Here is a 14,376-nt window from a genome sequence, read left to right on the forward strand (position 1 = left end):
TCATTTTCGAAGTGCCCCGATCAGTTCGAAGCGTCCAGCGGACGCATAAACCTGTTTGCATCATGATCAAGTTGTAAGAGGGAGATTCGTGTGGATGGCAGTCCCGACCGAGGAATCGTTTCCGCAGCTCGTCCGGACGACGAACTCACCTTCCCTCTTTCTGCCGCGCAACTTTCCCTGCTTGTCGCACAACAGCTTCGACCCGAGATTCCCGTCAGCATCGCTCAGTACGTGGACGTGGACGGCCCACTCGACATCGAGCTGCTGACCGCTGCCAGCAAACAGACCGGTCGTGAGATCGGCTCCGGATATCTGCGCCTGGTCGAGGTGGACGGGGTTGCGCGTCAGTGGCTCGATCTCGACATGGACGACTCCCTCGACGTGGTCGATCTTCGCGCCGAATCGGATCCGGAATCTGCAGCGCAGGAATGGATGCGCAGAGAGCACACTGCTGCCATCGATCCGTTCACCGATCGCCTGGTCAGGCTGGCAGTCCTGGTGCTTCGCGACGACCATTACTACTGGTACAGCCGTATTCATCATGTGGCGCTCGACGGTTTCGGCGCGATGTCGATGATGAACCGCACAGCCGAGATCTACACCGCTGTGGTGCGCGATCTGCCAGTTCCCCCAGCGGTAACTGCCCCCCTCCAATCGTTGGTGAAGGCAGAGGCCGACTATCTGGGCTCCACGCGGTGGGAGCGCGATCGCGACTACTGGAACACCAAGATGGCCGACAAACCGGGCGGAACCTCGCTCGCGTCCTCGACTGCTCCGTCGCAGGCATGGTCTCGCCTACGGTCGGCGACGGTACCTACGGAACTGCGGAGCTCCCTCGAACGGCTGGCCGCCGCCCACGATGTGACGACGTCGTCAGTGGTGATCGGTGCTCTGGCGGCTTACCTCGCCCGGGCCACCGGGACCCGCGACGTGGTCCTCAGCCTGCCGGTCTCGGGGCGGACGACAAAAGCTGCTCGCAGGTCCGGCGGAATGATGTCGAACGTCGTCCCGATACGTGCGAGCGTCGATCCGCATTTCGCGGTCGGGGACTTGCTGCACGAGGTGAAGATCGAACTCACCGGCGCACTGCGTCATCAGAAATACCGCCACGAGGACCTACGACGCGACCTCAACGCCGGTGATCACAGCATCGCCGACGGACGAGGCTTCCACGGGCCGTTGATCAACCTCATGCTGTTCCATTCCGGAATCACTCTCGGGGACGCGCACGGCGAACTGAACGTGATCTCGACCGGGCCGATCGAAGACCTCTCCGTCAACGTCTATCAGACTTCCGCAGCCGAAGAGATCCAGATCGACTTCGCCGCGAATCCAGACCTGTACACCAACGAGGACATCTCGCGTCACCACCGGCGTTTCCTCGAGTTCCTCGACTTGTTCTGCGCTGCGGAATCGGGAACTCGATTGATGGATATCGACCCCGACGCCGCGGGCAAATGGATCGCCGAAGTTCAACACGCCCGCAACGTCGAGTACTGGTCTGCGACCTTGTCGAACCCCGCCGAGGAACTGGGTTTGCCGGTCGTCGCCGGATCCGGTCGAACGTCCACGCCCCTCGAGATCGAGGCAGGCCTCTGCCGGAGCCTCGAGACGATGGCGACGACGATGAACACGAGTCTGTTCGTGCTGTTCCAGTCTGCGATGGCCGGACTGCTGCGCCGCGTCGGTTCGGCCGACGAGGTGTCGATCGGCGTCTCGGTCCGAGGGTACGGCGCCTCCAATCCGGACGATTTCGTCTCGATGTTCGCCAACCAGTTGGTGCTTCGCTCGACGGTGTCGAACACCATGACGCTCACCGACCTGGTCGGTGCGGTGGACACCGTCGCAATCGAAGCTCTCGAACACGCAGACATTCTTCTGTCTTCGGTGACCGCCGCACTCGGTGACGGCCGCTGGGTCGAGACGGGCCCGTTGTTCCGGGCGATGGTCTGTTTCGAGGAGCCGCTGGATGCTCACCCGAGATTTCCGGGGCTCATGGTCGGTGCGCCTATCGGATCGGATCTGGCCACCGTGCCGGAACTGTTTGTCTCCCTGGCGATTCCGACTGGTGAGCATGCCGATTTCGATCAGCCGATCTCCGGTGTTCTGGATTGGCTCGGCACGAAAGAGCAAGCCGAGGACCTCGCCGACCGTTATCTACGAATCTTGACCGCGATGGTCGGTACTCCGCACTCGGCGCTCGGCTCAGTGGATCTACTGCGCCCGGAGGCGCGCCAGGCGCTGGTGCCGCCCGTTCTGCCGATTACCCCGGTCCGAACGCTCTCCGAGATCCTTTCCGACCGCATTCGGGCGACCCCGGAAGCGATCGCCGTGGTCGCGGGCAGCGAGCGCGTGTCGTACCGCGAACTCGATCGACGATCGAATCAGTTGGCGCGCAAGCTCGTCGATCATGGCGTGCAATCCGAGTCGTTGGTCGGAATCATGCTGCCGAAATCCGTGGACATGATCGTTGCCGCTGTCGCGGTAGTGAAGGCCGGCGGCGGATACCTCCCACTCGATCGTGCACACCCCGCCGAGCGTTTGGCATACGTGGTCGAGGATGCGCAACCGGTGTGCGTCATCTCCGATTCCACTTTCCCGAACTCCGCCTTCCCGAACTCTGACGTGGTGGTCGTCGGCGTCGAATCCGACGAATACTCCGGTGAGAGTCTGGAAACCGATGAGCGCTCGCGCGGACACGGAGCCGACAATCTGGCGTACGTGATCTACACCTCGGGGTCGACGGGCCGACCCAAAGGTGTCTCCGTCACCCACGCCACTGTGGTGCGATTGTTCGAGAACACGCACGTCGAATTCGGATTCGACGGCAACGACGTGTGGACGATGTTCCACTCGTTCGCCTTCGACTTCTCGGTGTGGGAACTGTGGGGCGCGCTGCTCCACGGCGGAACGCTGGTCCTGGTCGATCACGAGGTATCACGCGACCCTGACGCCTTCCGGGCGCTGGTCGCCGCAGAAGGCGTCACCGTGCTCAATCAGACGCCCTCGGCCTTCTACCAGTACATCGAAGCCGACCTTCGGGCCGATTCGGAGACCCGGCTCCGGTACGTGATCTTCGGTGGCGAAGCCTTGGACCTGCGTCGACTCGGGCGCTGGTACGACAATCACCCGGGGTACGAAAGTCACACGGAATCCGCGCCTGCACTCGTCAACATGTACGGCATCACCGAGACGACGGTGCACGTCACCCATCTCGAACTCGACCGGGCGAGCGCGAGTGCGCTGACCGGCAGCCGGATCGGTGACGCGATCGACGGACTTCGTGTGTACCTGCTCGACGAGCATCTCTCCCCGGTCCCGGTGGGGATCGCGGGGGAGATCTATGTCGCGGGCGGTCAACTCGCCCGTGGCTATCTGGGCCGTCCAGACCTCACCGCGGGCCGGTTCGTCGCCGATCCGTTCAATGCCGGCGGACGACGGTTGTACCGGTCCGGCGACCGCGCACGATGGATTGCGCCCGGACAACTCGAGTACCTCGGACGCGGCGACGCGCAGGTCAAGATCCGCGGATTCCGGATCGAACTCGGCGAAATCGACTCCGTCATCCTCAGCGCGCCGGGAATCGACGACGCCGTGACGGTTGTGGCTCCGACGCCGGCGGGCGGCGCTCTCGTGACCTATGTGACCGCTTCCGACGTCGTGGACGCCGAAGCCCTCCGAGCTCACGCCGCCGAAACCCTCCCGACCTACATGGTTCCCGATGCCTTCATGGTCCTCGATTCGATTCCGTTGACCACCAACGGAAAACTGGACCGGCGTGCGCTGCCTTCGCCTATCCTGGCCTCCACCAAGGTCTTCCGACCCCCGACGACCCCGACCGAGGGCAAGGTTGCGGCGGTTCTGGCTGACATCCTGAGTAGTGGACCGCTCGGACTCGACGATAATTTCTTCCATCTGGGCGGAAACTCGCTGGTAGCGACGACGGCGGTAGCGCGCTTGACCGAAGCCACCGGGGTTAAAATGCCGCTGCGTGCACTCTTCGACCATCCCACGGTGTCCGGGATCGCGGCGACGATCGAGCGTGCGGCACAGACCCCGGACGCCGACGGTATTCAGGTCGTGGCCCGGCCGCCTGAACTGCCTCTCGCTCCCGCGCAGCAGCGACTGTGGTTCCTGAACCGCGTGGCACCGGAATCAGGTGCGTACAACATTCCACTGGCGGTGTCGTTGCGCGGCGCCGTCGATCCCGACGCACTCAGTGCCGCGATCGTGGACGTCGTGACACGTCACGAGTCACTACGCACCGTGTTTCCTCAGATCGGGGACAACGCGACGCAGAAGGTTCTGGGCCTGGGCGAGGGGATCGCAGGGCTCGAGTCGATCGACGTGGAACGCGGAAGCCTCGAGAGAGTGATCTTCGAATTCTCTTCGGCCGGTTTCGATCTGGTCCGCGAACGTCCGGTGCGCTACCTGATGATCACTGTCGCCGCCGAGAAGGAAGGCGATGACGAGGAAGCTGTCCTCGTAGTGGTTCTGCACCACATGGTGGCCGACGGTTGGTCGCTCGCGCCGTTGGCTGCTGATCTCACCGGCGCCTACGCCGCCCGCGTCGGCGGCAACAGCCCGCAGTGGGCACCCCTTCCGGTGCAGTACGCCGACTACACGCTCTGGCACCGAGAACACCTCGGCGACGCGTCATCCACCGATTCACTTGCCCACTCACAGATCGCGTTCTGGAAGCAGCAGCTGGCGGGAGCGCCCGAGCAGCTCCACCTGCCGACGGACCGTCCGCGCGCACTCGACCCGACCATGCGCGGAGCCGGAGTCGATATCAGAATCGGCGCTTCCACGCATCAGAAGCTCGTTGTACTTGCCGCCGATCACGACGCCACGCCGTTCATCGCCCTGCACGCGTGCTTCGCCCTGCTTCTGGCCAGGTACAGCGGCACGGACGACATCGTCATCGGAACACCGGTGGCCGGACGAGGGGACAGATCTCTCGATCTGCTCGTCGGCATGTTCGTCAACACTCTGGCCTTGCGGACCGTCGTCGATCGGGACGCAACGTTCGCCGCACACCTGTCGCAGGTCAGGGCCGTCGACGTGGATGCCTTCGACAATGCGGACGTGCCTTTCGACGTCGTCGTGGACGCGCTCGAACTGGACCGCTCGCATGCGCACCATCCGGTCTTTCAAGCTGCCATCACCTCGCGGATAACCACCGCTCACACAGCCGAACTGGCCGGGGTGTCGATGACGGCGCGGGCAGTCGAGACGGGGCTGACCAAGTTCGACCTCGAGCTCACCGTTACCGAACGTCACGAGTCCGGGGCCGCAGCAGGAATCGATGCCACGTTCACCTATTCCACCGACCTGTTCGACAACGCGACCGTCGAAGCCTTGGCGCGAAACTTCGTAACCCTCGTGGAATCGGCAGTGTCGGAACCGACTGCATCGGTTGGTGACCTTCGTGTACTCGGATCGCGGGAGAGTGCCGCGACGTTGCCGCGACGCGGTGTGGCTTCGGTGGGCGAATCGACGCTGGCGCAGATCCTCGGAGACACCGCGAGGAAGTATCCCGACGCGATCGCCCTCGAAGACTCCGAGCGCTCACTCTCGTACGGGGAGCTGGAGCGTCGATCGAATCGGATCGCTCGATACCTCATGGATCTGGGCGTCGGCCCCGAGACACCGGTCGCACTGGCAGTTGCCCGATCGGCCGACTCCGTGCTCGCAGTCTGGTCGGTCACCAAAGCCGGTGGCGTTTTCGTCCCGGTCGATCCCCGTTATCCCGCAGATCGAGTTGCGCACATGCTCGCGGATTCGGGTGTGCGGATCGGAATTCGGTCCGCCGAGGTTGCGGCCGGTCCGGCAGCCGGTGGGAACGTCGCAGTCTGGATCGACCTCGGCGACGCGGACACGGTTGCAGAATGTGCCGCCTACTCCGACGCTGCCATCGACGACGCTGACAGAACAGCGTCGATCACTGCGGCGTCGGCCGCGTACGTCATCTACACGTCCGGCTCGACCGGAGTGCCGAAGGGCACCGTCGTCACTCACGCGGGTTTGGCCAATCTTGCTCGCGAACAACAGGATCGGTACCGGATCACCGCTGGGTCGCGAACTCTGCATTTTGCGTCACCGAGCTTCGACGGCGCCGTACTCGAGCTACTGCTCGCCGGTTCGACCGGCGCGACGATGGTGATCGCCCCTCCCGACATCTACGGAGGGGAGGCGTTGAGCGAGTTCCTCCGAAGCCACGAGGTCACTCATGCCTTCATCACTCCGGCTGCGCTGGCGACCGTCGATCCGGCGGGCGTGACGGCACTGGAATGCGTAGTCGTCGGCGGCGACGTGTGCACGCCGGAATTGGTCTCGAGCTGGGGCAACGGGCGCAGACTGCACAATGGATACGGTCCGACCGAAACCACTGTCATGGTTGCCATCAGTGACCCACTCTCACCGGGGGAGCCGATCACCATCGGCGGTCCCATCCGCGGAATCGACGCCGTGGTGCTCGACTCTCGGCTGCAACCGGTCCCGATCGGCGGCGTCGGCGAGCTGTACATCGGTGGGCCGGGCCTTGCACGTGGTTACCACCTTCGTCCCGCGCTGACGTCGGATCGGTTTGTCGCGCATCCGTACTCGACGCCCGGTGCCCGGATGTACCGAACCGGTGACCTGGTCCGCTGGACCAAGGACCTGACCCTTCGCTACGTGGGCCGCAGCGATCATCAGCTCAAGATCCGCGGGTTCCGCATCGAACTCGGCGAGATCGACGCTGCTCTGATGGATTCCCCTCTCGTCCAGTTCGCCACGACGATTCCCGTCGAATCCGCCGCGGGTACCACTCTGGCGTCGTACGTGTTGCTGAGCGGCGACGCTGATATCGAGTCGCTGTTCGTGGGACTCGCCGACACGCTGCCGCGGTACATGATTCCGTCGTCGATCACCCCGATCGACGCCATTCCGTTGACTCCGGTCGGCAAACTCGATCGCAGAGCGTTGCCGACGCCGATACCGCGCGAAATCCTCGGAACGGGCCGTGAACCCGAGGCCGGACTCGAACGAACCGTTGCCGACGTTTTTGCTTCACTGCTCGACGTACCCGAGGTCCGAGCTGGAGACAGCTTCTTCGATCTCGGGGGCAACTCGCTCGTCGCGACGCAGGTGTCCGCGCGGTTGAGCGCAGCGACGGGACTCACCGTGGACGTGCGCTCGATCTTCGAAGCACCGACCGTCGAAGCGCTCGCTGCACGTCTGGCGGCGAGCGCCGAAGCATCAGACGATCGACCTGCCCTGAGCGCCGGTGCTCGGCCGGACCGCCTACCGCTCTCCGCCGCGCAACAGCGCCTGTGGTTCGTCAATCGCTTCGACCCCCAGTCCGCGGTCTACAACATTCCGTTCGCGATCCGCATCACCGGAGACATCCACGGCGATGCACTCGAGGAGGCGCTTGCGGACGTCATTGCACGCCATGAGGTGCTTCGAACGATCTACGTCGACAGCGCCGACGGCCCGAGCCAGGTCATCCGAGCGCTCTCCGACGTGCAGTTCTCCGTCGAGCGCTACTGCGGATCCGAAGGTGTCGACGCGGCGACGACGGAGTTCGCGGCGCGTGGGTTCGATCTCGGTTCGGATCTGCCGATTCGGGCCATGCTGGTGCGCGAGGACGCCGGCGCTCACGTACTGGTCGTCGTCATCCATCACATCGCCTTCGACGGCTGGTCCCTGACTCCCTTTGCGGCAGATTTCGTCGCGGCGTACTCCGCACGCGTCGTCGGAGACGCCCCGGTTTTCACAACGCTCGACGTGCAGTACGCCGACTACGCGGTATGGCAGCAGGACTCGCTCGGACAGGTCGGCGACCAGGAGTCTCTGGTTGCCCGCGAACTGACCTTCTGGACCACTGCCATGGCTGGTGCCCCGGACGAGGTACTGCTACCGGTCGATCGCCCACGCGGATCTGTCTCCACGACCGCCGTCGGATCGGTGCCGATCGTCATCGACGCGGCGACCGGGGAGCGTCTCGCCGCCTTGGCGAGGCGCAGTGGCTCGACGCAGTTCATGGTCGTACACGCGATCCTGGCGGTTGTTCTCGCGCGTCTCGGTGCAACCGACGACGTGGTGGTCGGCACCCCGGTGGCAGGCCGCGGGCGACCCGAGCTGGATTCCCTGATCGGGATGTTCGTCAATTCGGTACCGCTTCGCACGCCGGTCGATCACCGAGCGCCGTTCACCTCCCTGCTCGAGGTCGTCCGTGAACGCGACCTTGCCGCCTTCGCGCACCCCGAGCTGCCCTTCGAGGTGCTGGTCGACGCCCTCGATCTCGACCGGTCCACTACGCGACACCCCCTGTTTCAGGTCATGCTGTCGTACCACCAGAATGTGGTCTCGCCGCAGGTCACGGTCCACGACGCGCATCTCGAAGCGCAAGCACTCGAACCGTCCGTCGCGAAGTTCGACCTCGAGTTCACCCTGCTGGCAGGCGATTCCGAGAAGACCGAGATCACCGGGTCGCTCAGGTTCGCCGAGGCGCTCTTCGACATTGCCACCGCGGAAACGATCGCTGCGCGTGTGCAGTCGGTGGCCCGCGCCGTCGCCGCAGATCCGGACGCCGCGATCGACGACCTAGATTTCCTCAGCACCCTCGAGCGGGCGTCGCTGATGCCGGTACGAGGTCCGGCGTGGACCAGTTCGCGCACCTTGGCCGAAATATTGACGCGGACCGCCACCCGTTCAGGCGATTCGGTGGCCCTTCGATCCGGTGACACCACCGTGCTCTACCGAGATCTCTTCGCCCGTGCATCGGCGCTTGCCCGCCGTCTGACCACGGAAGGGATCGGTGCCGAAGACATTGTGGCGATCGCGATTCCGCGCTCGATCGACTCTATCGTCGCCTTGTGGGGCGTTTCCTTGACCGGCGCCGCGTTTGTTCCGGTCGATCCGCGATACCCCGCCGATCGCATTCTGCACATGCTCACCGACTCCGGAGCCACTCGCGGAGTGACGACGGAAGCGGTGATCGAATCACTGCCCCGCCCGGTTCCGTGGATGACAATGGACGACATCCACGGCGACGGTGTCGGGCAGCCGGTTCCGGCCGCGCCGATTCGAATCGACAACCTCGCCTACATCATCTACACCTCCGGATCGACAGGAAAGCCCAAGGGTGTCAGCGTCACTCACCGTGGCCTGAGCGCATTGGCGGCCGAGCAGACGGCGCGTTACGGCATCTCGGCGCAGTCGCGGACGCTGCACTTCTCCTCACCGAGCTTCGACGCATCCATCCTCGAACTGCTGCTCGCAGTCGGTGAAGGCGCGACGATGGTGATCGCCTCTCCCGACGTCTACGGCGGCCAGGACCTCGCCGAATTGGTCACCGATCACCAGGTGACCCACGCGTTCATCACACCGGCAGCGCTGGCCTCGGTCGATCCCACCGGGCTGGACGTCTTGCAGTCGATCGTTGTCGGTGGCGAGGCATGCTCACCCGAACTGGTCCGTAAGTGGGCACCGGGTCGCCGATTGTTCAACGGCTACGGGCCGACGGAAACCACCGTCATGGTCTGCATCAGTGATGCCTTGAGCGTGGGGGAGACCGTGACCATCGGCGGGCCCGTCCGCGGCGTGTCCGCGGTAATTCTCGACGGCTCGGCTCAGCCGGTACCCGTCGGGGTCACCGGTGAGCTCTACATCGCCGGCCTGGGACTTGCCCGCGGCTACCTCGACCAACCCGCCTTGACGGCGACGCGATTCGTGGCAGCGCCGTTCGGCCCGGCCGGCACCCGCATGTACCGGACCGGTGACTTGGTTCGGTGGACGCCGCTCGAGACGATCGAATACGTCGGACGCTCCGATCACCAGGTGAAAGTGCGCGGATTCCGCATCGAACTGGGCGAGATCGACTCCGTCCTCAGCACTTACCGCGGCGTCGAGTTCGCGGTCACCGTGGGCGTCGACGCAGCTTCCGGTGAGACGATGTTGGCGTCGTACGTAGTGCTCGGTGCCGATGCGGTCGAGATGGACGAGTTGCTGAACCATGCGCGCCGCTCACTGCCCGCCTTCATGGTGCCGTCGGCGATCACCCCGATCGATCACGTACCGCTGACCCCCGTCGGGAAGCTCGACCGATCGGCATTGCCGGCGCCGACACTGCGTTCGTCCGAGCGAAGTGTCGAGCCGCTGACGACCGCGACCGAACTCCAGGTTGCCGGCGTCGTGGCGGAACTGCTGGGTATCGAACAGATCAGTGCGTCGGACAGTTTCTTCGAACTCGGTGGCAACTCACTGCTCGCCACCAGACTGGCCCAGCGACTCGGCGAGTCGTTGGGCAGGCAGGTACCTGTCCGAATGCTGTTCGAGCACCCCGAAATTCGGGAACTTGCCACCGCGCTCGACACATCCGCCGGGGCGAAGGCGCTACCACCGATCACCGCCGTAGACCGCCCCGAGCGAATTCCGCTGTCCTACGCGCAAGCACGCATCTGGTTCCTCAACCAGATGGATCCCGGCTCACCCGCGTACAACGTCCCTGCTGCGATCTCCCTCGACGGTGCACTCGACGTCCCGGCCCTCGAAGCTGCTGTCCTCGACGTGATCGAAAGACACGAAATCCTGCGCACGGTGTTCCCCGACTCCGACTCCGGCCCGCACCAGGTGATCCAGGATGCATTCACCTCGCTCGAGTACGGAAATGCGGACACCCGTGAACCGGCAGAGCTCGCCAGAGAATTCGCGTCGCGTGGATTCGACATCACGACCCAAGCTCCCGTTCGCGCGCTCCTGCTCGAATCGACGCCGCAGCACCACACACTTGTCATCGTGATCCACCACATCGCGGCGGACGGATGGTCGATCGCGCCGTTGATGAAGGACGTGCTCACCGCCTACGTCGCGAGAAGTTCGGGACACGCTCCCGAGTTCACCCCGCTCGAAGTGCACTACGCGGACTTCGCCATCTGGCAGCGGGAAGCGCTGGGCTCGGTGAACGAATCCGAGAGCGTGCTCGGGGCACAGGCGTCGTACTGGCGGGAGACGTTGCGGGGCGCACCTGAATTGATCGACCTTCCGAGCGATCGAGCGCGTCCGCTCACCCAGTCGTTGAGCGGTGCCCACACCGCGGTCTCGCTTCCGGCGCACACCCGGATCGCGGTCGAGGCGGTTGCCGGAGCCAATGCGGCGACGCCGTTCATGGTGCTGCACGCTGCCTATGCCGTCCTGCTGTCCAGGCTGAGTCGAAGCACCGACATCGTGATCGGATCTCCGGTCGCCGGGCGAGGACACCGAGTTCTCGACGACCTCGTGGGAATGTTCGTGGGCACGGTGGGACTGCGCACGACGGTCGACCCCGGGTCGACGTTCGTCGACGTTCTGCGTACTGTCCGCTCCGTCGATCTCGACGCCTTCGCCCACGCGGACATTCCGTTCGAGCAGGTCGTGGACGTGGTGGCGCCGACCCGGAGCACCGACCGTCATCCGGTGTTCCAGACGATGATCTCGTTCCACGGCGCCCACCCGACGACGTGGGACCTGCCTGGACTTGCCGTTCGTGCCCACGAGATCACACCGGACATCGCCAAGTACGACCTGCAGTTCACCGTTGTCGAACAGACCACGGAGGAAGGCGGCGGCTACGAGGCCTCCCTCACCTACGCGAAGGATCTCTTCGACACCGATACGGCGGAGTCGTTTGCAGTGATGCTGGAAACGATCGTCGAGACACTGACTGCCCAGCCCTCCGCCGTCGTCGGTGACGTGGATCTTGCGGGACGTCGCCTGCGTGCGTTGCCCGGACGTCCGGCCGGCGATGCTTTGACCCTGCCGGAGTTGCTGCTTCGCGGCGCTGCCGATCCGCACGCCCCGGCAATCGTCGACGTCGCCACATCCGTCACGCTCACGTACGGCGAACTCGACCGACGCTCCGACGCTATGGCGTTTGCGTTGATCGCTCGCGGAATAGCGCCGGAAATGATTGTGGCACTGGCGCTTCCGAGGTCGGCCGACTATGTGATCGCGCTCTGGGCCGTAGCGAAAGTCGGCGGAGTGTTTCTTCCCGTGGATCCGGCGTACCCCGCCGAGCGGATCGAGCACATGCTCACCGACAGTGGAGCGGTACTCGGTATCACCAGGGGCGAGTATGCGGCCGACCTTCCGGGCGTCACATCGTGGATCGAGTTGGATGCGATCGAATTCACCACCGAAATCGAGGCAGTCCATTCCGAGACACTGCCGGACGCGCCACTCGAGTTCGACAACCCGGCCTACTTGATCTACACCTCGGGCTCGACAGGAAAACCCAAGGGCGTGTTGGTCACTCACGCGGGACTGGCAGCGTTTGCCGACGAACAGCGGGAGCGTTTCGGCGTCACCGCGCACTCTCGCGCTCTGAGCTTCGCCTCGACGAGCTTCGACGCGTCGGTTCTCGAGCTCCTTCTGGCTTTCGGCGCCGGCGCAACGATGGTGATAGCGCCGCCGACAGTTCTCGGCGGTGTCGAATTGCACGAACTGCTCGACGAGCAGACGATCACCCATGCTTTCGTGACTCCAGCCGCCTTGGCGACTGTCGATCCCGCCGGGCTCGACCATCTCGAAGCCGTCGTCGTCGGCGGCGACGCCTGTTCCGCCGACCTCGTATCTCGGTGGGCACCGGGGCGCCGAATGTTCAACGCGTACGGCCCGACCGAGGCCACCGTCGCCGTCACCATCAGTGATTCGCTGGTCGCGGGGGAGCCCGTGACGATCGGCGGCCCGATCCGCGGCGTGGACGCGATGATTCTCGATTCCCGACTGCACTCGGTTCCCGGCCAGGTCGTCGGTGAGCTCTACGTCAGCGGCGACGGTCTCGCCCGCGGGTACCTCGGCAACCCCGCACTCACAGCCGCGCGCTTCGTCGCCGACCCGCATGGACCCGAAGGCGCTCGGATGTACCGCACCGGGGATCTTGTGCGCGAAGATCGCTCAGGGGCACTGATCTACCTCGGACGCGCAGACCACCAGGTCAAGATCCGAGGGTTCCGAATCGAACTCGGAGAAATCGACGCGGTGCTGGCAGCGGAAGCCTCCGTGCATTCGGCTGTCAGCGTCGTCGTCGGGGAGGGCATCGACGCTCGGATCGTCGCGTACGTCGTCCCGGCACATGCGGACTTCGACGCCGCCGCGCTACGCCGTCACGCAGGTATATCGCTGCCTGCGCACATGATCCCGTCCGCTGTTGTCGTGATCGGCGCAGTCCCGACCACACCGGCGGGCAAGCTCGATCGCAGCGCTCTGCCTGCTCCCAACTGGGAGTCGCCGAGTGGACGCAGTCCGGAAGGCAGCGACGAGATCGCGATCTGCGCTGCTTTCGCAGAGGTACTCGATCTGGCCGACGTAGACACGTACGCCGATTCGAGTTTCTTCGAACTCGGCGGCAACTCACTCATGGCAACGCGTTTGGTCGCTGCCATCAAAGAACGCACCAGCATGACCGTCCCCGTCGCGTGGATATTCTCCGACCCGACTCCGGAGGCATTGGCGCGCAGACTCTTCGAACTCGAGGCAACAGTTGTGACAAGTGACGCGGATACCTCCGCACTTGCGGTAGTCCTGCCACTACGTCCGGAAGGCCGCGCCGAGCCACTGTTCTGCATCCATCCGGCCATCGGATTGGCCTGGTGCTACGGAGCGCTCGATCGCTACGTCGACTCCAGCCGGCCGCTCTACGGCCTGCAGTCGCCGGTCCTGACGGACTCCGAATTTCGGGCGGAGCTGATCGAGGACTTCGCGGCGCGGTACGTCGAGGAAATTCGCGGAGTTCAGCCGCACGGTCCGTATCACCTGCTGGGGTGGTCGATCGGCGGATTGATCGCTCACGCGGCGGCGGTGCAGTTGCAAGCCGCGGGTGAGAGCGTCGCCGACCTGATTCTGCTCGACAGCTTCGTTCTCGAAGACCCGACGATGGCGGGCGCGCAGCCTTCTCTCGCCGAACTGATCGGCGGGTTGGGGATCTCGGTCCCGGACACCGGCGTGCGTGATCTGACACCCGAGGACGCCGAAGCACTCTTGCGCGAAGCCATCGGCGATCACCCTTTGGTCTCGAGCGATCGGATCGAGCGACTGTTCGAGGAATACTCCGCCGGCGCCGAACTGGCTCACCGATACCGCCCGGGCAAGTTCGTGGGCGATCTGCTGTTCTTCTCGGCACACGCCGACACCTTCGACCCGCTGCGAACCGCGTCGGCGTGGCGACCGTTCGTCTCCGGGGTGATCATCGACCGTCCGGTGCCCACGTCACACGCCGAAATGTTCACCGAGGCAGGTCTGGAGGCGATCGGACCCGTGATCAACCTTGCGGTCGGAACGGGTCGTCACGCGGCCCCGGACGTCGACGCTGAGTTGGACGCTCTGATCGAGGTCCAAGACGTGCGCGGCTGA

At 64.7% G+C, this 14,376-nt stretch carries 1 protein-coding gene; it reads left to right on the forward strand.

The window, feature by feature from the left end:
- Positions 1-90 precede the first annotated feature (90 nt).
- Entirely contained in the window at positions 91-14,376 is a 14,286-nt protein-coding gene (locus tag YH3_RS29660; RefSeq protein ID WP_064444590.1) for a non-ribosomal peptide synthetase, read from the forward strand.

It is taken from the genome of Rhodococcus sp. YH3-3 (genome assembly GCF_001653035.1).
Taxonomy (GTDB): Bacteria; Actinomycetota; Actinomycetes; order Mycobacteriales; family Mycobacteriaceae; genus Rhodococcus_F; species Rhodococcus_F qingshengii.